General features: G+C 74.4%; 23 protein-coding genes. 10 read left to right on the top strand and 13 right to left on the bottom strand.

The features are described 5' to 3' along the window. Position 1 precedes the first annotated feature (1 nt). The 4 genes from AB0946_RS14870 to AB0946_RS14855 form a co-directional block, all read right to left on the bottom strand. Positions 2-1,081, bottom strand: coding sequence for an AI-2E family transporter (locus tag AB0946_RS14870; RefSeq protein WP_366761098.1), 1,080 nt, complete (start codon positions 1,079-1,081; stop codon positions 2-4). A gap of 418 nt (positions 1,082-1,499) precedes the next feature. Beyond that, positions 1,500-1,898, bottom strand: coding sequence for an ANTAR domain-containing protein (locus AB0946_RS14865; RefSeq protein WP_366760976.1), 399 nt, complete (start codon positions 1,896-1,898; stop codon positions 1,500-1,502). A gap of 174 nt (positions 1,899-2,072) precedes the next feature. After that, on the bottom strand, positions 2,073-2,507 hold the full coding sequence (locus AB0946_RS14860; protein ID WP_366760975.1) for a DUF2267 domain-containing protein: 435 nt from the start codon (positions 2,505-2,507) through the stop codon (positions 2,073-2,075). Between the two features lie 119 nt (positions 2,508-2,626). Then, positions 2,627-3,118, bottom strand: coding sequence for a DUF1360 domain-containing protein (locus AB0946_RS14855; RefSeq protein ID WP_366760974.1), 492 nt, complete (start codon positions 3,116-3,118; stop codon positions 2,627-2,629). 179 nt (positions 3,119-3,297) lie between these two features. Between AB0946_RS14855 and AB0946_RS14850 the strand changes: the two genes are divergently transcribed. From AB0946_RS14850 to hypE, 10 genes are all read left to right on the top strand, one after another. Beyond that, the gene (locus tag AB0946_RS14850; RefSeq protein WP_366760973.1) at positions 3,298-4,569 is read left to right on the top strand and encodes an FAD-dependent oxidoreductase; all 1,272 of its coding nucleotides are present in this window, start codon (positions 3,298-3,300) and stop codon (positions 4,567-4,569) included. 529 nt (positions 4,570-5,098) lie between these two features. Further along, the gene (locus AB0946_RS14845; RefSeq protein WP_366760972.1) at positions 5,099-5,623 is read left to right on the top strand and encodes a hypothetical protein; all 525 of its coding nucleotides are present in this window, start codon (positions 5,099-5,101) and stop codon (positions 5,621-5,623) included. 119 nt (positions 5,624-5,742) lie between these two features. After that, positions 5,743-6,111, top strand: coding sequence for a hypothetical protein (locus AB0946_RS14840; RefSeq protein WP_366760971.1), 369 nt, complete (start codon positions 5,743-5,745; stop codon positions 6,109-6,111). 66 nt (positions 6,112-6,177) lie between these two features. Then, positions 6,178-7,887: an enoyl-CoA hydratase-related protein gene (locus AB0946_RS14835; RefSeq protein ID WP_366760970.1), complete on the top strand. Its 1,710-nt coding sequence runs from the start codon at positions 6,178-6,180 to the stop codon at positions 7,885-7,887. Beyond that, a complete protein-coding gene (locus AB0946_RS14830) occupies positions 7,884-8,462 on the top strand; it encodes a hydrogenase maturation protease (RefSeq protein WP_366760969.1) in 579 nt (192 codons plus the stop codon). The genes AB0946_RS14835 and AB0946_RS14830 overlap by 4 nt, the downstream gene beginning before the upstream one ends. 58 nt (positions 8,463-8,520) lie before the next feature. Beyond that, on the top strand, positions 8,521-9,240 hold the full coding sequence (hypB, locus tag AB0946_RS14825) for a hydrogenase nickel incorporation protein HypB (protein ID WP_366760968.1): 720 nt from the start codon (positions 8,521-8,523) through the stop codon (positions 9,238-9,240). Further along, entirely contained in the window at positions 9,237-11,636 is a 2,400-nt protein-coding gene (gene hypF / locus AB0946_RS14820) for a carbamoyltransferase HypF (protein ID WP_366760967.1), read from the top strand. Before hypB ends, hypF begins: the two co-directional genes overlap by 4 nt. Before the next feature lie 3 nt (positions 11,637-11,639). After that, positions 11,640-11,930 carry a HypC/HybG/HupF family hydrogenase formation chaperone gene (locus AB0946_RS14815; RefSeq protein ID WP_058079171.1) on the top strand — a complete coding sequence of 97 codons (291 nt, stop codon included), beginning with the start codon at positions 11,640-11,642 and terminating at the stop codon, positions 11,928-11,930. After that, positions 11,927-13,072, top strand: a complete 1,146-nt coding sequence (gene hypD, locus AB0946_RS14810; protein WP_366760966.1) for a hydrogenase formation protein HypD — start codon at positions 11,927-11,929, stop codon at positions 13,070-13,072. Before AB0946_RS14815 ends, hypD begins: the two co-directional genes overlap by 4 nt. Next, entirely contained in the window at positions 13,065-14,144 is a 1,080-nt protein-coding gene (hypE, locus tag AB0946_RS14805) for a hydrogenase expression/formation protein HypE (protein ID WP_366760965.1), read from the top strand. Before hypD ends, hypE begins: the two co-directional genes overlap by 8 nt. Positions 14,145-14,164: 20 nt before the next feature. Here the strand turns inward: hypE and hypA are convergent, their stop codons facing one another. From hypA to AB0946_RS14760, 9 genes are read right to left on the bottom strand one after another with little or no spacing between them, the layout of a single operon-like run. Beyond that, positions 14,165-14,521: a hydrogenase maturation nickel metallochaperone HypA gene (hypA, locus tag AB0946_RS14800; RefSeq protein WP_366760964.1), complete on the bottom strand. Its 357-nt coding sequence runs from the start codon at positions 14,519-14,521 to the stop codon at positions 14,165-14,167. 7 nt (positions 14,522-14,528) lie between these two features. Beyond that, complete coding sequence (locus tag AB0946_RS14795) at positions 14,529-14,750, bottom strand: hypothetical protein (RefSeq protein WP_366760963.1); 222 nt, start codon at positions 14,748-14,750, stop codon at positions 14,529-14,531. Between the two features lie 7 nt (positions 14,751-14,757). After that, positions 14,758-14,964 (bottom strand): hypothetical protein, encoded by a 207-nt coding sequence (locus tag AB0946_RS14790; RefSeq protein ID WP_366760962.1) that lies wholly within the window; start codon positions 14,962-14,964, stop codon positions 14,758-14,760. A gap of 26 nt (positions 14,965-14,990) precedes the next feature. Then, on the bottom strand, positions 14,991-15,578 hold the full coding sequence (locus tag AB0946_RS14785) for a DUF5947 family protein (protein WP_366760961.1): 588 nt from the start codon (positions 15,576-15,578) through the stop codon (positions 14,991-14,993). After that, the gene (locus AB0946_RS14780) at positions 15,575-16,117 is read right to left on the bottom strand and encodes a NifU family protein (protein WP_366760960.1); all 543 of its coding nucleotides are present in this window, start codon (positions 16,115-16,117) and stop codon (positions 15,575-15,577) included. Before AB0946_RS14780 ends, AB0946_RS14785 begins: the two co-directional genes overlap by 4 nt. After that, positions 16,110-17,909: a nickel-dependent hydrogenase large subunit gene (locus tag AB0946_RS14775; RefSeq protein WP_366760958.1), complete on the bottom strand. Its 1,800-nt coding sequence runs from the start codon at positions 17,907-17,909 to the stop codon at positions 16,110-16,112. The genes AB0946_RS14780 and AB0946_RS14775 overlap by 8 nt, the downstream gene beginning before the upstream one ends. Before the next feature lie 48 nt (positions 17,910-17,957). Continuing rightward, positions 17,958-19,049 (bottom strand): hydrogenase expression protein HypE, encoded by a 1,092-nt coding sequence (locus AB0946_RS14770; RefSeq protein WP_366760957.1) that lies wholly within the window; start codon positions 19,047-19,049, stop codon positions 17,958-17,960. After that, entirely contained in the window at positions 19,046-19,591 is a 546-nt protein-coding gene (locus AB0946_RS14765; protein WP_366760956.1) for a hemerythrin domain-containing protein, read from the bottom strand. The genes AB0946_RS14770 and AB0946_RS14765 overlap by 4 nt, the downstream gene beginning before the upstream one ends. Continuing rightward, entirely contained in the window at positions 19,578-21,098 is a 1,521-nt protein-coding gene (locus tag AB0946_RS14760) for a hypothetical protein (protein WP_366760955.1), read from the bottom strand. The genes AB0946_RS14765 and AB0946_RS14760 overlap by 14 nt, the downstream gene beginning before the upstream one ends. Between the last annotated feature and the right edge of the window lie 35 nt (positions 21,099-21,133).

Here is a 21,133-nt window from a genome sequence, read left to right as displayed (position 1 = left end):
GTCAGGGTGGGACCGCGCGCAGTGCCCGCAGGACCGCCCAGACGACGGAGACCAGGGGGACCGCGACGACGGCGCCGATCACCCCGGCGACGATGCTGCCCGCGATGACCGACACGGCCACGACGAGCGGGTGCAGCCGGACCGCCCAGCTCATCACCAGCGGATGCAGCACGTGCCCCTCCAGCTGGCCGATCACCACGATCAGCACCAGCACGCCGACTGCCGTCAGCGGACCCCGGCCGGCGAGCGCGACGATCGTGGCGACCCCGAGCGCCACCGGTGAGCCCACCAGCGGCACGAACGCCGCGAAGAACTCCAGCAGGGTCAGCGGCAGCGCGAGCGGTACCCGCAGCACCAGCAGGACCACTCCCACCAGGACGGCGTTGGTGGCGGCCACGATGATGATGCCGCGCGTGTACCCCGCGAAGGTCCGCCAGGCCGCCCGCCCCGCCCGGTCCCACACCGGGCGGGCAGCGCTCGGCAGCAACTGGTCCCGCGCCCAGCTCCACAGGCGCTCGCCCGAGTGCAGGAAGAACACCGAGGCGAACAGCGCGAGCGCGACGCCGGTGATCAGCTCCACCACCCGGCCCAGCTCGTCGACCGCGCTGCTGAGCAGAGCCGCCCGGTGCGTGGAGACGTAGTGCGTCACCTGGCGCTGCAGCCCGGCGAGCGCGTCGGAACTGAGCCGGAACGGCGGCCGGCGCAGCCACAGCTCGATACGGTGGACCCCGCCCCTGAACTCGTCCGCCAGCCGCGCGGACTCACCCGCCACCGCGCTGCCCACCAGCGCGAACAGGCCCAGCAGCAGCACCAGACTGCCCACCAGCGCGATCGCCACGCCGAGCGGCCTCGGAAGGAACCGGCTCAGCAGATCGGTCAGCGGGTGCAGTACGGACGTCACGACCAGCGCCAGGAACAGCGCGACGGCGATGAGCTGGAAGCTGCCGAGGACGCTGAAGACGCCGTAGACGACGATGCCGACGAGGATCAGCCGCCAGGCGTAGGCCGCGGCGACCCGGAGCCACTTCACCGTGCGCTCGGCCGGCGCCGCCCGCTGCTCCGGGCGGGTCACGGACGGCAGCCGCACGGAGTGCGCCGGCCGGCTGCCGAGCACCGTGCGCCCGGCCCGGCGTCCGCCGCTCCGCCCGGCCGCCCGTCGGTGCGCACCCTCCACCACCGCTCCCGCCTCCTCTCCGCACCGAGAGGCGTCCCCGCCGACAGCCGGTCACCTCCACAGCACCGTAAGCACACGACGCGGAAGGGGCGCGCGGAACGCACCCGCGGGTCGGGCCGGCGGTGGGAGCGGGTGCCCTCGGGGCGCGGTCGCCGGGGCGATCAGGGCGGGACGCGGCGGACACCGGGTTCCCGGCGACCAGCGGGGGGCCGCCCGAGGGGTCGCCGGCAGGGGCGGGGTGCCTCCAGGCCCTGTCGTCCCCAGCATGACCTGAGGCCGCGCGGCCCGCCCTCCGGGCCGGACGACGGGAGTTCGACGGCAGGGCCTAGCGGGCGCTCCCGTCACCGTCGGCCGACGCGTGCAGGCCCTCGCCGAGCACCGCGGGCTCCTCGCAGCGGCGGTAGCGGACGATCGCCTTCCCGAGCTCGATCCGTTCCGGATCGGGAAGCGTGCCCCCTTGGGCGTAGGCCAGGATGTGCTCGGCGACCGTGCGCAGCTTGACGTTCGTGCGCTGGGAGACGTCCCGCAGCGCACGCCATGCCTCCTCCGGGGCCATCCGCCCGAGGACGACGACGGCGCCGATCGCCTGGTCGATCACGGCGTGCGAGGTCACGGCGCGCTGGAGCTGCCGGTTCTCTTCCTGCAACCGGTGGTACTCCGACGCCAGATCGGTGGCCGAGAGCAGGACCAGCGGCTGATGCCGGGAGAGGGCGAAGAAGGCCATGGAGCACCTTTTCGGGTGGGGGGCGTCACTGCTACGCCTGCCCCCAGCGGGCGTTTGCACACGAATTGAAGCAGTGTCGCCCACCCCGGTCACGGTGTGCGGCCCGCGCGGTGCGGCGCACCCCGCCCAGGACGCCTTCTCCCGGCGCCGGCCAGTGGGGAGCCGGGCATCGTGTCAGTCCGGCCGCCCCGTGTCCTGGACCGCGCGCTCCACCGGCAGCAGTTCGCGGATGTCGGCCGGCAGCGCCCCGTCCATCCGCTCGGTCAGCTCCGGGGCGAGGGCCGCGTCCAGCACCTCCATCACGGCGGCGGCCTCCCGCAGCGCCGTCTCCTCGTCGGTTCCGGCCCGGACGGCGATGCGTCCGGCGAACGCCGTCAGCCCGAACGGCTCGGCCGCCGTGCCGGAGTCCGGCCCGGCGGACGCGTCGGCCGCCTCCCGCATCGCCGCCGCCATGTCCGGCGGCAGCTGGGCGGCCACGTGCCGGGCCAGCCCGGCCGGCAACCGTTCCGCCAGGGTGCTCACGACCGCGTGCGCGGCCCGCTCGGCCGTCCCGCGGTCGGGCAGCTGGGCCAGTGCCTGCACCTTCCCGATCATCTCGTCGTGCCGCATGAGACCGGTCCCTTCCGCACGAAGTGCCGACGGTACGCCCGCCCGTCCCCCGGCGTAGCGGCACCGGGCGAGTACCCCGTGCCCGCCGGACTACGAACGCCCGGCACCGCCGACCGGCCTCAGCTCTCCGCCGTCTGCTGGGTCCACGTCCACGCGTACTGGAGCCAGTCCGCCACGGTCAGCGCGCCGAAGCCCCCGCACACCAGCCGGGTGAAGCGGGGCGCCGCCGCGTAGGAGCAGACCAGGGCGCCGGTGGTCCAGGCGGCGACGCAGAACGGGCAGGACACCAGGTCGCCGACGGCGCGCCGGAGCCCGTCGCCGCGGGGCTCGTCCATGACCTCGCTCGCCTCGCCCTCGTCCGCGCGGCGGGTGAACGGTGCCCGAAGGAAGCTGGTGATCTTGTCCTTGGCCAGGACCCGCGACGTCTTGTACGCGGCGGCGCCCAGCAGCGCGACATCCCAGGGCGGCACCTGCTGCGGCAGGCGCACACCCCGGCGCCGGGCCAGCAGCGCGAAGGCGCCGGTGCCCGCCAGGAACACGGAGGCGAGGACGGCGTAACCTCCCAGCGGTACCTCGCCCTGGTCGTCGTAGCGTGCGGCGTCCGTGGCCATGCGACCTCCCAGCCTCCCGGTGCGTCTCCAGCCCTGCTCAGGGCGCGCAACGGGTTCCCCCGTCCACCACGGCGACACGTGACGTTCCGGTCCGCGGGGGAGTACCCTATTCATCAGTCGATGAATTAATGAGCCGGTCACTGCTCTCGTACTGCTCTCGAGAGGAAGGGCGGACCGCCATGGAGAAGACCACCTGCTGTGTCGTCGGCGGCGGCCCCGCGGGCATGGTGCTCGCCCTGCTCCTGGCCCGGGCCGGGATCGCGGTGACCGTGCTGGAGAAGCACGCCGACTTCCTGCGCGACTTCCGCGGCGACACCGTCCACCCGTCGACCCTGGGGCTGCTGGACGACCTCGGCCTGGCCGGTGAGTTCGCCCGGCTCCCGCAGCGCCGGGTCCGCACCCTCCAGCTCCCGCTGGGCGCCGGCCGCTCGCCGGTCACCGTGGCGGACCTCTCCGCACTGCCCGGTCCCCACAACTACGTGGCGATGGTGCCCCAGTGGGACCTGCTCGACCTCCTCGCCGACCAGGCCCGCCGTGAGCCGTCCTTCGAACTGAGGATGAACACGGAGGCCACGTCCCTCGTCGTCGAGTCCGGCCGGGTCACCGGGGTGCGCTACCGCGGCTCCGACGGCCGCACCGGTGAACTGCGCGCCCTCCTCACCGTCGCCTGCGACGGCCGCGGATCACTGGCCCGCGCCCTCCCCGAACTGGGCCTGCGCCACTTCGCCTGCCCGATGGACGCCTGGTGGTTCCGCCTGCCGCGGCGCGAGGACGACCCGAGCGGGCTCGTCGGCGGCGCCGGCGAGGGCTTCCTCACCGCGATGATCGACCGCGGTGACTACTGGCAGTGCGCCGCGCTCATCCCCAAGGGCACCGACGCCGAGCGCCGCGCCGCCGGCCTGGACCGCTTCCTGGCCGCCTTCGCCGACGCCGCCCCCTGGATCGCCGACCGCACACACGCCCTGCGCTCCTGGGACGACGTCAAGCTCCTCGACGTCCACCTGGACCGGCTGCGCCGCTGGCACCGCCCCGGTCTGCTGTGCATCGGCGACGCCGCGCACGCCATGTCCCCGGTCTTCGGCATCGGGATCAACCTCGCCGTGCAGGACGCCGTGGCCACCGCGCGCCACCTGGCCGGGCCGCTGCGCCGCGGCACCGTGGGGCTGCGTGACGTACGCGCCGTGCAGCGCCGCCGCCGTCCCACCACGGTCGTCACCCAGGCGCTTCAACGGGCGGCCCACGCCCGCGTCATCGAACCGGTCCTGCACGGCCGGCCGCCCCTGGGCGGCGCGGAGCGCGCCCAGCGCCTCGCGGCCCTGCTCGGCGAGGCGCCGTGGCTGCGCCGCGTCCCCGCCTACTTCATCGCCTACGGCGCCCTCCGGGAACGCCCACCGAAGGAGGCGACGCGCCGACACCCGGCGTCCGCACCGACGCGCGGGCCCTCCCGGTGAGCGGCCGCACCGGGGCGCGGGTGCTCCGGGTGAGCGGGTGGGGCAGGTGCTCCCGGCGCGTGGGCGAGGCGGGGGGCGGGCCCTGCCGGTGAGTGGCTGTACCGGCGCGCGGGCCCTCCTGGTGAGTGCGCCGGGTGGGGGCGGGGCCTTCCGGTGAGGGGGCGCACCGGGGCGCGGGTTCCGCCGGTGAGCGTGTGGGGCGCGGGCGGGTGCTCCCCGCGTTTGCGCGAGGCGGGGGCTGCCGGTCGGTGCGTGGGCCGTGGGTGGGTGCTGCTGGCGTGTGGGCGGGGTGGGGGCGGGGCCCTGCCGGTGAGTGGCTGTACCGGCGCGCGCCCCCCTGGTGAATGCGTGGTGAGGGGGCGCACCGGAGCGCGGGTTCCGCCGGTGAGCGCGTGAGGCGCGGGCGAGCGCTCCCCGTGAGTGGGTCAGGTCACATATGACCTGGTACGCACCCCCTCCCGGCCGTGACCGGCGCCGGGCTACCGTGGCGTGGAGCCCTGTACCCCTTCGCACCTCGGACGGCCCGGCTGTGCTCACTGATCTGTCCCCCCTGATAGCCGCGACGGCACGATGGCTGACGGTCGCCTACCCGCCGTGCGGCGGCGCGCTGGCCTCCGCGCTGTGCGAGGCGCAGGCCCGGCAGGCGGTGACGGTCGCCGCCTGGCTGCGGTACCCCACGGCGATCGACGCCGGCCTGGTCACCATGGCGGGCCCCGGAGGCGCGGCCCGCCTCGACTGGATCGCCGGCGCCGAGCGGACCGGCGAGCACCCGGCCGAGGACTGGGCCTGGCGCACCTGGGTGGACGAGGTCGTGGCCAGCTGGGCCGCCGCCCTGCTGACCGACCCCGAGCTGGCCGTCCTGGCCGTCGCCGCACTCGCCGGGAGCGAGCACGCGGCGACGCCGATGGAGTTCCGCCGGCTGCTCGCCCCCGACGACGGCGACCGCGGCGCGGCGGCCCTGCTCCGCCACCCCGACCTGGTGTGGCCGGTGGCCGAGCTGCACCACGACCAGCTCGTGGACCGTCTGGCGCCCGGGGAGACCCTCGCGGCCTGAGACGGCGCGACCGCTCCGCGGGTACGGCACGACCCCCGGCCGGGCGCCGGTGTCGTAGGCCCCCACAGGGGTACTGCGGAGCCGGCGCGTCAGCCGCCCTTCGCGGGAAAGGCTCGGCCATGACGTTCAAGAACCCCGTTCACCGCGGCGGCCCGCGCCGCGGCCGTTTCGAGCAGCTCGCCGAATACGCCTCGAACTTCACCAGCTCACCGCTGTTCTTCCTGTTCTGCCTGGGCCTGGTCAGCTTCTTCGTCGCCTCCCACGTCACCCATCTGCCGCTTGAGGTGCTGCTCCTCGCGGGCGAGTCCATGACGGCCGTCACCCTGCTGCTCCTGGCCCTGCTGAAGAACTCCGAGATGCGCGCCGAACACGCGATCCAGCGCAAGCTCGACGCGATCGCCGCCGCGTTGCTGGAGGCGCACCAGGACGACCGCAGCCAGGCCTTCGAGGACCTGCGGAACGCGATCCGGATGGAGGAAGAGACCTGAGCCGGGCCGGCGAATCGCCGCAGCGGTACTTCCCGGCACCCCGGCGAGCGGCGAGCATGCCGTGGCATGGACATCCTGCTCGTCGCCAGCGCGTTCAACAGCCTCTCCCAGCGCCTGTACGCCGAACTGTCGGACCTCGGGCACCGGCTGGACGTCGTGCTCGCCGCGCACGGCCCCGACCCGGTCCGGGCCGCCGTGCGCGAGCTGCGCCCCGACCTGATCATCGCGCCGATGCTCCGGACGGCCCTGCCCGAGGACGTCTGGCGGGAGCACACCTGCCTGATCGTGCACCCCGGCCCGCCGGGTGACCGGGGCCCGTCCTCGCTGGACTGGGCCATCGCCGAAGGGGCCGGGCAGTGGGGCGTGACCGTGCTCCAGGCCGAGGCGGCGATGGACGCGGGCCCGGTCTGGGCGGCCGAGCCGTTCCCCGTGCCCCCCGTCGGCAAGAGCGACCTGTACCGCAACGAGGCCTCCGACGCCGCCGTCACCGCCGTCCTGACGGCCGTACGGCGCTACGCCGACGGCGGGTACAAGCCGCAGCCGCAGACCGACGAGTCGGTCACCGTCGTCTGGCGGGACACCTTCCGGCAGCAACGGCGGCGGATCGACTGGGAGCGCGACGACACCGCCACGGTCCTGCGCAAGCTGCGCGGCGCCGACTCCCAGCCCGGCGTCCTGGACGAACTCCTCGGCCACGAGGTGTTCCTGCACGGCGGACACCCCGAGGACGAACTGCGCGGCAGCCCCGGCACCCTGCTGGCCCAGCGCGCGGGCGCCGTCTGCCGGGCCACCCGCGACGGCGCGGTCTGGATCCCGGAACTGCGCCCCCGCAAGAGCTCCGGCGACCCGGCGCCCTTCCGCCGCCCGGCCGCCTCCGTCCTCGCCGGGTACCGGCCCGGCCCCGCCCTCCCGGAGGTCCCCGCCCCGCTGGAGCTCCCGCCCGGGCGGCGCACCTGGACCGACATCCGCTACCGGCAGCGCGGTGACACCGGCTTCCTCGCCTTCTCCTTCCCGGGCGGCGCGATGAGCACCGACCAGTGCCGCAGACTGCTCGCCGCCTACACCGAGGCGCTCACCCGCCCCACCCGCGTCCTCGTCCTCGGCGGCACCCGCGACTTCTTCTCCAACGGCATCCACCTGAACGTCATCGAGGCGGCCCCCGACCCGGCCCAGGAGTCCTGGACCAACCTCAACGCCATGGACGACCTCGTGGAGGCCGTGCTGCGCACCACCGACCGCCTGGTGGTCGCCGCGCTCGGCGGCAACGCGGCGGCCGGCGGCGCCATGCTGGCCCTCGCCGCCGACGAGGTGTGGTGCCGCACCGGCGTCGTCCTCAACCCGCACTACCGGCGCATGGGCCTGTACGGCTCCGAGTTCTGGACGTACACCCTGCCGCGCCGTGTCGGCCCGGAGCAGGCCGGGCGGCTGACGTCGCGGGCCCTGCCGGTCAGCGCCGCCACCGCCGCACGGCTCGGCCTCGTGGACCGGCTGGTGCCGGCCGCGCCGCGGGACTTCGCCGCCGAGGCCGGGCGACTGGCGACGGCGCTCGCCGCCGCCGGGGACCTGGACCGGCGGATCGCCGCCAAGGCGGCGGCCCGCGCCGCCGACGAGCGGGACCGGCCCCTCGCCCGGTACCGGGAGGCGGAGCTGGCCCGCATGCACGCCCTCTTCTTCGACCCCGCGGCCCCGTACCACGCCCTGCGCTCGGCCTTCGTCCGCAAGACACCGGGCGGCTCCGCCCGGCCCCTCGCCCCGGCCGCCGAGGGCACCCGGTGACGGCGCGCCTGCTGGTGGCCGGCGTCGGCAACATCTTCCTCGGCGACGACGCCTTCGGCCCCGAGGTGATCCGCGCACTGGAGCAGCGCCCGCTGCCCGCCGGGGCACGGGTCCACGACTACGGCATCCGCGGCCTGGACCTCGCCTACGACCTGCTGTCCGGCTGCGCCACCGCCGTCCTTGTCGACGCGGCCCCCCGCGGACACCACCCCGGCACCCTCTCCCTCATCGAGGCCGAACCCCCCGACGGGACCGTCGCGCCCGAGGCCCACGGCATGGACCCGGCGAAGGTGCTGGCCCTGGCCGCCCACCTGGGTGACGAGCCCCTGCCCCGGGTCCTCGTCCTCGCCTGCGAACCCGGCGTGCTGCCGGACGACGACGACCTGCTGCCCGGGCTGAGCGCGCCGGTGCGCGAGGCCGTCGACCGGGCCGTCGACGCGCTGCACGCGTTCGTCCCCGCCCTCCTCGCCGACCCCGCCGGTCCCCTGCCCCCGTTGGGCTGCCCGGTGGAATCCGGGACCCCGCACTCGGCTGCGCTGCCCGGTACGGCGCCCGCCGCGGCCCAAGATCGGTGACACCCCCGGGCCGCACCGCACGCGGCCCGGGCACCACCGCACCCGAGGAGCAGCGCCCATGTGCCGGTCCGACGTCAAACAGGCCGTGCTGGCGAAGAACGACGGCCTGGCCGCGAGCCTGCGCGAGGACCTCGCCCGGCAGGGCGTCACCCTCGTCAACCTGCTGTCCAGCCCGGGCAGCGGCAAGACCGAACTCCTCGCGCGGGTCCTGGCCCGCGCCGGGGAGCGGGGCGTCCCGGTGGCCGCGCTCACCGCCGACCTCGCGACCGAGAACGACGCCGTCCGGCTCGCCCGGTCCGGCGCGCCCGTCCAGCAGCTGCTCACCGACGGCCTGTGCCACCTGGAGGCCCGCCAGGTCGGCGCCCGGCTCACCGGCTGGCTGCCGCCGGACACCTCCGTGCTCTTCGTGGAGAACGTCGGCAACCTGGTCTGCCCGGCCGCCTACGACCTCGGGGAGACCCTGCGGATCGTGCTGATGGCGGTCACCGAGGGCGAGGACAAGCCGCTGAAGTACCCGACCGCGTTCGGCTCCGCGCACCTCGTCGTGATCACCAAGACCGACCTGGCCGGACCGGCCGGCTTCGACGAGAGCCTCTTCCACGAGAACGTGCACCAGGTCAACCCGGGCGTGGAGATCATCCGGTCCTGCGCCCGCACCGGCACCGGCGTCGGCGCCCTCCTCGACCGCGCCCTCGCCGCCCGCGACGGCGCCGTGCCGCACCGCCCCCCGCTCGCCCCGCACCCGCACCACCACCCCGCCTCCGCCCCCGTCTCGTGACCGCACCCGTCACCCGCCCGGTCCGCCGCCGGATCACGGTGCGCGGCACGGTCCAGGGCGTCGGCTTCCGGCCGTACGTGCACCGGCTGGCCGCCGGGCTCGCGCTGACCGGGTTCGTGAGCAACACCGCGGACGGCGTCCTCATCGAGGTCGAGGGCCCGCCGGACGACGTGGACCGGTTCGCCCTCCGGCTGACCGAGCAGCCGCCCCCGCTCGCGACCGTCACCGGCGTCGGCAGTGAGGACGTCCCCGCCACCGGCGCCACCGGCCCCTTCACCATCCGCCCCACCGAACGCACCGCGGGCCGCACCCAGCTCCCGCCCGACACCGCGACCTGCGCCGACTGCCTGCGCGAACTCGCCGCCCCGGGCGACCGACGGCACCGCCACCCCTTCGTCACCTGCACCCACTGCGGCCCCCGCTTCACCATCGCCACCGGGATGCCGTACGACCGGCCGGTCACCACCATGGCCGGCTTCCCGATGTGCCCCGCCTGCGCCCGCGAGTACGGCGACCCGGCCGACCGGCGCTTCCACGCCCAGCCCGTCGCCTGCCCCGACTGCGGCCCGCGGCTCTCCCTCGTCCCGGCCGCGGGCCTCGGCGTCCGCCCGGCCCGGGACGCGGAGGCCCTCGCGACGGCACGGGCTCTGCTCGCCGCCGGGCGCGTCGTCGCCGTCAAGGGCGTCGGCGGCTACCACCTGGCCTGCGACGCGACCGACGCCCGGGCCGTCGCCACCCTGCGCCGCCGCAAGGAGCGGGGCGGGAAGGCGTTCGCCGTGATGTGCGCCGACCTGGCGACGGCGCAACGCGTCGCGGTGCTCTCCGCCGCCGAACGGGCCGCGCTGACCAGTGCCCGCCGCCCCATCGTCCTGCTGCGCCGCCGCACACCCCCGGACGGCCTCCGCCTCGCCGACCAGGTCTGCCCGGGCAGCCCGCACGTGGGCCTGCTGCTGCCCTACACGCCCGTGCACACCCTCCTCCTCGGCCTGCCCGGCGACCCGCCCGGCCCCCGGGCCCTGGTCATGACCAGCGGCAACCGCTCCGGCGAGCCCATCGTCACCGACGACGCCGAGGCGCTGACCCGGCTGGCCGGACTCGCCGACGCCTGGCTCACCCACGACCGGCCCATCGCCTCCCCCTGTGACGACTCCCTGCTGCGCGTCCGCCCCGACGGCACCGAACAGGTCCTGCGGCGCTCCCGCGGCTACGTCCCCCGCCCGCTGCGCCTCCCGCTCCCGGTCCGCCCCACGCTCGCCACCGGCGGCGACCTGAAGAACGCGCTGTGCCTGGGGGAGGGCGACCAGGCCTGGTTCGGGCCGCACATCGGCGACCTCGGGGACCTGGCCGGCCTCGCCGCCGCGGAACGCGCCGAACGGCACCTCACCGTCCTCACCGGAGTCACCCCCCGGCTGGCGGCCGCCGACCGCCACCCCGGCTACCACTCGACCCGCCGGGCCGCCCGCCTCGGCCTCGGCGAACCGGTGCTGGTCCAGCACCACCACGCCCACATCGCCTCGGCGATGGCCGAACACGGCCTCGACGGCCGCACCCCCGTGATCGGCGTAGCCTTCGACGGCACCGGGTACGGCGACGACGGCACGGTGTGGGGCGGCGAGATCCTGCTCGCCGACTACAGCGGCTACCGCCGCCTCGCCCGTCTCACCCCCGCCCCGCTGCCCGGCGGTGACACCGGCGTCGCCAACCCCTGCCGGCTGGCCCTGGCCAGGCTGTGGGCGGCGGGACTGCCGTGGGACCCCGCACTGCCGAGCGTCCAGGCGTGCACCGCGACCGAACTCGCCGTGCTGCGGCAGCAGTTGGGGCGCGGACTCGCGTGTGTGCCGACCTCCGGCATGGGGCGGCTCTTCGATGCCGTGTCGTCCCTCGTGGGGCTGTGCCACCGCGCCGGCTACGAGGCGCAGGCGGCGCTGGAACTGGAGGCGGCGGCGCTGCGGGCCTGGGACGCGGACACCGGCGCCTACCCGTTCGGCCTCACCCCGCTCCCCGGCAGCGGGACCGGCACCCCGTGGCGCCGGTCGCCCGGCCGGCGGATCACCGCCCCCGCCTGGGAGATGGACCCGGCCCCCGCTCTCCGCGCCCTGCTGCACGACCGGACCCGCCACACGCCCGTACCCGTCCTGGCCGCCCGCTTCCACCGGGGCGTCGCCCGGGCGGTGGCACGGCTCTGCCGCCGGGCCCGGGCGGAGACCGGCCTCACCACCGTCGCCCTGACCGGCGGTGTCTTCGCCAACGCCCTGCTGGAGGAGGAGACCGCCGCGCTGCTCGGCACGGCCGGTCTCACCGTCCTCCGGCACGGGGAAGTCCCCCCGAACGACGGCGGTCTGGCGCTCGGCCAGCTGATGGTCGCGGGAACAGCAGTCCACGACGAGACGGAGTGACCCATGTGTCTGGCAGTGCCCGGCAAGGTCGTGTCCATCGACCACCGCGCCGACCCGCTCACCGGCCTGATCGACTTCGGCGGCGTACAGAAACAGGCCTGTCTGGAGTACCTGCCCGACATCCAGGTGGGGGAGTACGTCATCGTCCACGTCGGCTTCGCGCTCCAGCGCCTCGACGAGGAGTCGGCCCGCGCGTCCCTGGAGCTGTTCGGCCAGCTGGGACTGCTGGAGGAGGAGTTCGGTGACGCCTGGGAGCAGGCGGCACGGCAGGAGAGCGGGACGGAGGCCCGGTGAAGTACATCGACGAGTTCAACGACCCCGCTCTGGCGCGGCGGCTGCTGGACGAGATCCACGCCACGGTCACCCGGCCCTGGGCCCTGATGGAGGTCTGCGGCGGCCAGACCCACTCCATCATCCGCCACGGCATCGATCAACTCCTGCCCGAGAAGGTCGAGTTGATCCACGGTCCCGGCTGCCCGGTGTGCGTGACCCCTCTCGACGTCATCGACAAGGCCCTGGAGATCGCCGCGCGCCCCGACGTCGTCTTCTGCTCCTTCGGGGACATGCTGCGCGTGCCCGGCACCGGCCGGGACCTGTTCCGGGTCAAGGGCGAGGGAGGCGACGTACGGGTCGTCTACTCGCCGCTGGACGCCGTGGAGCTGGCCCGCAGACACCCCGACCGGCAGGTCGTGTTCTTCGCCATCGGCTTCGAGACGACCGCCCCGGCCAACGCCATGGCCGTCCACCAGGCCCGCCGCCTGGGCCTGGCCAACTTCAGCCTGCTGGTGTCCCACGTCCGGGTCCCCCCGGCGATCGAGGCCATCATGGCCGCCCCCGTCTGCCGGGTGCAGGGCTTCCTCGCCGCCGGGCACGTGTGCAGCGTGATGGGCACCGCCGAGTACCCGGACCTCGCCGAGCGGCACCGCGTCCCGATCGTCGTCACCGGCTTCGAACCACTCGACATCCTCGAAGGCGTCCGGCGCGCCGTCCACCAGCTGGAGCGCGGTGAGCACCGGGTGGAGAACGCCTACCCCCGCGCCGTGCGCGACCAGGGCAACCCGGCCGCCGTCCGCATGATCGAGGAGGTCTTCGAGGTCACCGACCGCAACTGGCGGGGCATCGGCCGCATCCCGGCCAGCGGCTGGCGGCTGTCCGACGCCTTCCGCGCCTACGACGCCGAACACCGCTTCGACGTCACCGGCATCCGCACCGAGGAACCAGCCGTGTGCCGCGCCGGCGACGTCCTGCAAGGGCTCATCAAGCCCACCGAGTGCGCCGCGTTCGGCACGACCTGCACCCCGCGCACCCCGCTCGGCGCCACCATGGTCTCCAACGAGGGCGCCTGCGCGGCCTACTACCTGTACCGCAGGATGACCGACAGCCCGGCACCACAGGGATCCCGCATCCCGCGCGAGGAGATGAACCCCGTTGGCTGACCTCGCCACCCCGGACACCGCCCCCGTCGACCCCGCGAACTGGACCTGCCCCGCACCCCTGCGCGACCAGCCGGTCGTCGTCATGGGCCACGGGGGAGGCGGCGCCCTGTCGGCGGAACTGATGGAGCAGGTCTTCGCCCCCGCCTACGGCAACCCCATGCTCGCGGCGCTCACCGACTCGGCCGTCCTCGGCCTCGGCGGCGCCCGCCTGGCCTTCTCCACCGACTCCCACGTCGTGCGCCCGCTGTTCTTCCCCGGCGGCTGCCTCGGCGACCTCGCCGTCAACGGCACGGTCAACGACCTGGCGATGAGCGGCGCCCGGCCCACCCACCTCTCCGCGGCCTTCATCCTGGAGGAGGGCGTGGAACTGGCCGTGGTCGAGCGCGTCGCCCGCGCCATGGGCGACGCGGCCCGGGCCGCCGGGGTCACCATCGCCACCGGCGACACCAAGGTGGTCGAGTCCGGGCACGGCGACGGCGTCTACGTCACCACCGCCGGCGTCGGCCTCGTCCCCGAGGGAGTCGACATCCGCCCGCAGCGCGCCCGGCCCGGTGACGCCGTCCTCGTCAGCGGACCGATCGGCCTGCACGGGGTGGCCGTCCTGAGCGTCCGCGAGGGCCTGGAGTTCGGCGTCGAGATCACCTCCGACACCGCACCGCTCGCGGACCTGGTGGCGGCCATGCTGGCGGTCACCCCGGACCTCCACGTGCTGCGCGACCCCACCCGGGGCGGGCTGGGCGCGTCCCTCAACGAGATCGCCCGCGCCTCCGGCACCGGCGTACGGCTGTGGGAGCGGGCCGTGCCGGTCCCGGACGAGGTCGCGAACGCCTGCGGCTTCCTGGGCCTCGACCCGCTGTACGTCGCCAACGAGGGCCGGCTCGTCGCCTTCGTCCCCGCCGAGCACGCCGAGGCCGTCCTGGCGGCCATGCGCGCCCACCCGCGGGGCACCGGCGCCGCCCGCATCGGCGAGTGCGTCGCGGAGCACCCCGGCATGGTCGTCGTCGCCACCGGCCTCGGCGGCACCCGCGTGCTGGACCTGCCGCTGGGTGAGCAGCTGCCCCGGATCTGCTGAGAGAGCCCCCGGCCCCGCCGTCAGGCCGGGGCCGGGACCGCCTCCACGTCCGTGATCTCCAGCTCCCGTCCGCCGCGCAGCTCCTGCGAGGGCCGGTCGCAGCGCGGGCACCAGAAGAACGGCGGCATGCCGAGCGCGAACTCCTCGGCACACCCGCCGCACCATGCCCGCGCCGTCACCTGCTCCACGATCAGCCGGGCCCCGGCGAGCGCCGTGCCGTCGCGGGCCACCTCGAACGCGAAGTGCAGCGCGTCCGGCACGACTCCGGCCAGCTCCCCGACCCGGACGGTCACCGAGGCCACACCGGCCACACCGTCCGCGCGGGCGATCTCCGCCGCCTGTTCCACGATCGCGGTCGCGATCGACAGTTCGTGCACGGCCGGCTCAGCGCGGACGCTTGGCGCCGGACCGCAGGTTGACCATGCGCCAGATGCGCACCTCGCGGACGATGCCGGGGAGTTCGATGACGAGCAGCCCGAGCGTGAGAGCGCCGAGCGCGACTCCCTGTGCGATCAGCACGCGCCGTGCCGTCGTTCCCGTCCGCACCGGGCCGGCCGCCATGCCGGCCGGCCGCCTCCTCGTCGCGATGCCCTTGTGCTGTCTCATCCTGTCCTCATCCCGGGGAGATGTTCGGCATGATCTTCATGATGGCGTCGTGCCGCTTCCAGTGGATCCCGGTGGAACGGCGCGCGTCGGACGTGCCGTCCCGGTGGTGTCCGGTCTGGTGCCGGTACGGCCCCTTGTTGCCCTGGTGCAGCCCGCGCACATGGACCGGTGTGTCGGGCTTCGCCTGGGGGCGGCCCACTCGGATGGCGCTCATCGGTGTTCTCCTCTCCTGCCGGGTCCTCACGGCCGCTCGGTGAGCTCCGCGAAGAACCGCTCCACGGCCGGCCAGACCCGGCCGCCTCCGGCGAGGCCGCGCCACTCGCGGCGGACCAGCGCGACCATCCGGAAGCAGTCGTCCACCGGCACGATCCAGTGGTGGTCCATGCCCCGCACGGTGTTCACCAACAGAGCCTCCACCTCGGGTGCCATGGTCGCCAGCGGAGGACACGCGGCGCACATCTCCGTCCACCGGTCCGCCTCCACCTCCCAGCGCATCGCCCCGGCCGGGCTCGGTCCCTGCGCGGTGACCGTGCCGTCGGCGCGCGGCACGAAGAACACCAGCCCGACCGGCACCCCGAGCGGCCCGGTGTCCACCGGGGACAGCCGCACCCGGCGGCCCGGCACCAGCAGGTACCGGCCGCCGCCCGCACCGTCGCCGGCGAACAGCACCGCACACGCCCCGCAGGCGCACAGCAGCTCCTCGCGGTCGGCGGCGTACAGATGGCGGTGCTCCTCCGGCACGGCCTGTGCGCACAGGTCGCACCGCTCGGGGCCGTCCCGTTCGGCGGCCGAGCGGATGACCCGGGCCAGCGCACCGTCCGCCCTCACCGCGCCTCCCGTACCAGCAGCGAGTCCAGCGGTACGAAGGCGGGCGCGGCCGGCGCGGTCAGCTGCTCGACCGCCGTCAGCTCGGGGGCGGCCGTCAGCACGGCCTCCCGTACGGCGTCGGCGATCGTGGGCCCGCCGCCGCAGCCGGACCCGCAGCCACCCGCCTCGGTGACCCGCACCCGGGCCACCTGCCCGTCCACGCCGACCAGTTCGACGTCGCCGCCGCGCGCGCGCACCGCCGGCCGGAGCCGGTCCACGGCGCGCTCGGCCCGCCGCGCGGGCGGCTCGGGGTGCAGCCCGTGCAGCACCAGCAGATGCCCCAGCAGCTCGTCCTCGGCCAGCCGCCCGGCCGGCTGTCCACCGGTCACGTCGAGCACCCGGGCCAGGGCCTCGCCGTACACCTCGGTCAGCAGGCGCACGGCCTCGACGGCGTTGCCCGCCGCGGGGCCGGGCGCGGACTCCAGCCCGGCCAGCAGCTCGTCCAGCCGGGCCAGCCGCGCCTCGACCGCCGCGTCCGCGAGCCGGCCGGCGTCAGCCATGGTTCGCCCCGTACGTCGGCGAGTGCACGGTGGTGAGCGTCCTGCCCTTGCCCATGTACATGTGCACTCCGCACGGCAGACAGGGGTCGAAGCTGCGCACGGTGCGCATGATGTCGACGCCCTTGAAGTCGTCGGGACCGTTCTCCTCGAAGATCGGCTGGCCCTGGACGGCGTCCTCGTACGGTCCCGGGGTGCCGTAGATGTCACGCGGGCTGGCGTTCCACGGGGTGGGCGGGTACGGGTGGTAGTTGGCGATCTTCTGGTCCCTGATCACCAGGTGGTGCGAGAGGACACCGCGCACCGCCTCGTGGAAGCCGCAGCCGATCGCCTCGTCCGGCACCTCGTAGTTCTGGAAGATCTTCGTCTCGCCGGCCCGCAGCAGCTCCATCGACTCCTCCAGGAACTGCAGGGCCATGGCGGCGGCGTAGGCGACGAAGTAGGGGCGGGCGCGGTCCCGTTCGATGGTGTTGCTCCACTGGGGGATGCGCCACTCCAGGGTGGTCTCGGGCAGTTCCTGCCCCCGGGGCAGGGAGATGCGCACGCTGTCGCCGGTGGCCTTGACGTACGGGGTGTCGACCAGGGCGCTCAGCGCGGTCGACCACAGCCGGGCGAGCGGGCCGCCGCCGGTGTCCAGCGCCAGGTGCTGACCGGTCTCGGGGTGGTACCAGCGCGGGCTCATCACCCAGCTGTAGTTGCCGGCGAAGTCCCGTTTCTGCGGCACCGGGACCGTGGTCTGGTTCCAGGGGTGCCGCATGTCGACGGGGTTGCCGAGCGGGTCGTGGGTGACGAACGGCTGCTCGTTGACCCAGTCGTCGTAGAAGGAGCTGCCCAGCAGGACGCGCAGGCCGAGGTTGATGTCGATCAGGTTGTTGGTGACGAGCTTGCCGTCCACGATGATGCCCGGGGTGACGTACATCGCCTTGCCCCAGCGGTTCATGTTCTCGTACCGGTAGTCGACCACGTCCGGGTTCTGCCACGCGCCCCAGCAGCCCAGCATGATGCGGCGCCTGCCGACCTCCTCGTAGCCCGGCAGGGCCTCGTAGAAGAAGTCGAAGACGTCGTCGTTCATCGCCACCGCCTTCTTCACGAAGTCGATGACGCGCATCAGCCGGGCGAGGTAGTCGGTGAAGGTGTTCGGCTGCGGCATCGTGCCGACGCCCCCCGGGTACAGCGTGGAGGGGTGGACGTGCCGCCCCTCCATCAGGCAGAACATCTCCCGGGTGACCCGGCTGACCTTCAGTGCCTCCTTGTAGACCTCGCCCTCGAAGGGGTTGAAGGCCCGCATGATGTCGGCGATGGTCCGGTAGCCGTGGATGTTCCCGCGGGGTGCGTCGGTGCGCTCGGCGCGGGCCAGCACACCGGGGTTGGTCGCCTTGACCATCGCCTCGCAGAAGTCCACGAAGACCAGGTTGTCCTGGAAGAGCGTGTGGTCGAACATGTACTCGGCCGCTTCGCCCAGGTTGGTGATCTGCTCGGCCATCCGCGGCGGCTTGACGCCGTAGGCCATCTGCTGGGCGTAGTTGGAGCACGTGGTGTGGTTGTCGCCGCAGATGCCGCAGATCCGGGAGGTGATGAACCCGGCGTCGCGCGGGTCCTTGCCCTTCATGAACACCGAGTAGCCCCGGAAGAGCGACGAGGTGCTGTGGCACTCCACGACTTCCTGGTTGGCGAAGTCGATCTTGGTGTAGATGCCGAGGTTGCCGATGATCCGGGTGATCGGGTCCCAGGACATGTCCACGATCTGCGCGGGCTTGCGCCCCGTGACCCGGGTCGGGTCCTCGGTGGTCGTCATGTCGCTTCCTGCCCCTCGTTCGTCGTAGGCGTGGGTGGGCGCCGGCGCTCAGGCACGCCAGTGCGGGTCGTAACCGGTGGTCAGTTCCGGTCCGTTGTGGTGCCACTTGGGTTCGCGGTTCACCGCCATGCTGGTCAGGCCGCGCAGCCGGCGGACGACGGCGCCGTACGGCTTGAGCAGCGCGGACGACAGGGCGCCGCCGGTCGGCTCGTCCATGAACGGCATGAACGCGTCCGGGAAGCTCGGCATGGTGCAGCCGATGCAGATGCCGCCGACGTTCGGGCAGCCGCCGATGCCGGCCATCCAGCCGCGCTTGGGCACGTTGCAGTTCACGACCGGACCCCAGCAGCCGGTCTTCACCAGGCACTTGGGGGAGTTGTAGTCCTTCGCGAAGTCCGCCTGCTCGTAGTACGCGGCCCGGTCGCAGCCCTCGTGCACCGTCTTGCCGAACAGCCACTGCGGACGCAGCATGTGGTCCAGCGGGGGAGGCGGGGCGGCACCGGCCGCGTGGTAGAGCACCCAGATGAGGGTCTCCATGAAGTTCTCCGGCTGGATCGGGCAGCCCGGTACGTTCACCACCGGCAGCGCGCCCTGTGACCTGAAGTCCCAGCCCAGGTAGTCCGCGAGGCCCATGCAGCCGGTGGGGTTGCCCGCCATGGCGTGGATGCCGCCGTACGTGGCGCAGGTGCCGGCGGCCACCACCGCCCAGGCCTTGGGTGCCAGTTGGTCGATCCACCAGTTGAGGGTCTGCGGTTCGCCCGTGTCCGGGTCGTTGCCGAACGACGTCCAGTAGCCGTCGCCCTCGATGATGTTCTGGTTCGGGACCGACCCCTCGATGACCAGGATGAACGGGGCCAGCTCCCCGCGTGCCGCCGCCCGGTAGGGAGCGAGGAAGTCCTCGCCGCCCAGGCTGGGGGAGAGCACCTTGTTGACCAGGTTCACCTTCGGCAGGCCCGGGATGAGCCCGGCGACCAGGTCCTCGATGCCGGGCTGTCCGGCGGCCGTCATGGACACCGTGTCGCCGTCGCAGCTCATGCCCTCGGAGATCCAGAGGATGTAGATCTCGTCGAACCCGTTCCCGCGCGCCTCGGACCGGCTGGGTTCACGCGTCACTTCGGTGGTGCCGCTCTGCGTGGTCATGTCGTCGGCCTCCGCTGCAGTCGGTCTCGGAGTCGGTCGTAGGCCGCGGCCAGGGGGGCCGCGAGGGTCAGGGCGGGCGGCTGGTCGGGGGCGTGCGGGTGCGGGCGGGTCGGCGCGCCGGCCTTGGCCTGCCCGATCAGCTCGCCCAGCCGGTCCAGCTCCTGCTGGGAGACGGCCTCCCGCAGCCGGGGCATCAGGGTGCCCTCCTCCTCCCGGATGTGCTCCGCCAGGTCACGGCGCAACTGAGCCACCAGCTCGCCGGTCCGCTGGTCGCCCTCGCCGAGCCGGTCGAGCGCGAGGAGGGTCTGCTTCACCCCCATGTGCTCGCTCAAGTGCTCGTCGACCTCCCGGTCGCCGTCCGGCAGCACCTTCCTGGCCAGCGGATACAGGAGCATCTCCTCCACAGCCGCGTGCCTGGACAGCTCGCGCACCAACAGCTCCACGACACCGCGCCGCTGCCGGTCGGAGGCCGCGGCCTCGTAGTCGCGGAACAACTGCTCGACCATCCGGTGGTCGTGCATGAGGACGTCAAGGGCGTCCATCGAACCGTCCCTCCTCCGGCCCGCCGGCCGGACGCTCGGGTGGCCGCGGGGACTGCGGCCGGGTCGGCCGGCCCGGACCCGGTGGGGCGTCGGGGCCGAGCGTTTCGACCTCGTCGGGCCGGAAGTAGTGGAAGCGGCCGTACCAGCCGTGGAGTTCGGCGGCCGGATCGTCGTCGACCGTGACCGCCAGGTGCGTGCTGCCGTCCACGTCGTGGAAGACGGCGGCCACCCGCGCGGTGCGCCCGGCCAGGAACATGTCCTGGGCGTCGGCACCCCGGCCGCGCGGACACAGCCGCACCCGGCTGCCGCCGCCCACGGGCACGCCGCCCACCAGCACGGTGTCCGTCGACGGGGACAGCCCGTCGTCGCCGCCCTCCTGCCACCAGGCGGGCCGCCCGGCCGAGGGGGCCGGGCTCGGTCCGGTGGCGGGGGTGCGCGGGGTCAGGGAACGGATGGCGCCGTGCAGCCGGGAGAAGACCTCCCGGGGCATGGTGTCCACCCGGTCGAGGATGCGCGCGGCCCGCGGGTCGGTGGCCCGGGCCTCCGCCTTCTCCTCGTCGGTCAGCAGCATCGTGCGCAGCGTCAGGATCTCGTCGATCTCCGCCGCGTCGTGCAGGTCGCCCGGGCTCTCCGGCGCCACCTGGGGGTGGTCGGGGAGGATGATCGGCGCGGAGAGCAGCAGCGTGCCGGTCGCCCCGTCACCGTTCGTGGACCGGGGCGGGGCCCCGCCCAGCACCGGGAACGTGAACGCGTTGCGGCAGCCGCGGACCTGCTCCGCGTAAGCGGCCGGCGGATCGATCAGCGACACGAACTCCACGCCCTCGCCGGTGAGGAGGGTGTGGGTGGCGAGCAGGGCCTGTCCCAGCACCGCGTTCCGGGACGCCCGCGGGTCCGGCGCGTCACCGGTGTTCTCGGTGCGCACCCGCAGCCGGTACAGCCCGGGCCCGAGCGGCTCGGCCGTGACCGTGGTCGCGGCGCGCACCTCCCGGCGCCGGCGCACCGTCCGCCCCGCCCCCGCCGGCAACGGCTCGTACTCCGTCCCGGCCGGCGCCCCCACGGCGACGGTGCGGCCGCCCGGCGGCGACTCCTCCAGCGGCAGCACCAGTTCCGTCTCGCGGGGTACGGCCTCCTCGAACGACAGGTGGGCGGTCCCGTCGGCCGTCCGCAACGACTCGACCGGGCGGTGCGCCCCGTCCCCGTCGGCCGCCTCCACCTGCTTGTGCTGGAGCTGCAGGTACCGCACCCGCACCCGGACGGCCGCGCCGGCGCGCCGTACCCGCAGCAGACACTCGGTGTGCTGGTACCAGGAGTCGGCGGAGCCGGAGACACCGGGCGTCACCGGCCCCTCCCGCTCCACCCAGTCGCGGGGCAGCAGCACGCCGAACTGCCAGCGGACCCGGTTCTTCGCCGAGGACCGGCGGTAGGGGTAGAGCAGATACCCCTCGTACAGCACGGCGTCCGCGACGGCACTCAGCTGCGCACAGGCCCCGCCGGTTCCGTTCGCCATGCCCTCTCCTCGCCACTGGTGCGTCCGTGCACTCC

The sequence above is a fragment of the Streptomyces sp. NPDC046870 genome, from assembly GCF_040704595.1.
GTDB lineage: Bacteria > Actinomycetota > Actinomycetes > Streptomycetales > Streptomycetaceae > Streptomyces > Streptomyces argyrophylli.
The sequence above is the reverse complement of the archived record's forward strand: the minus strand, read 5'-3'. Positions and strand labels throughout refer to the sequence as shown.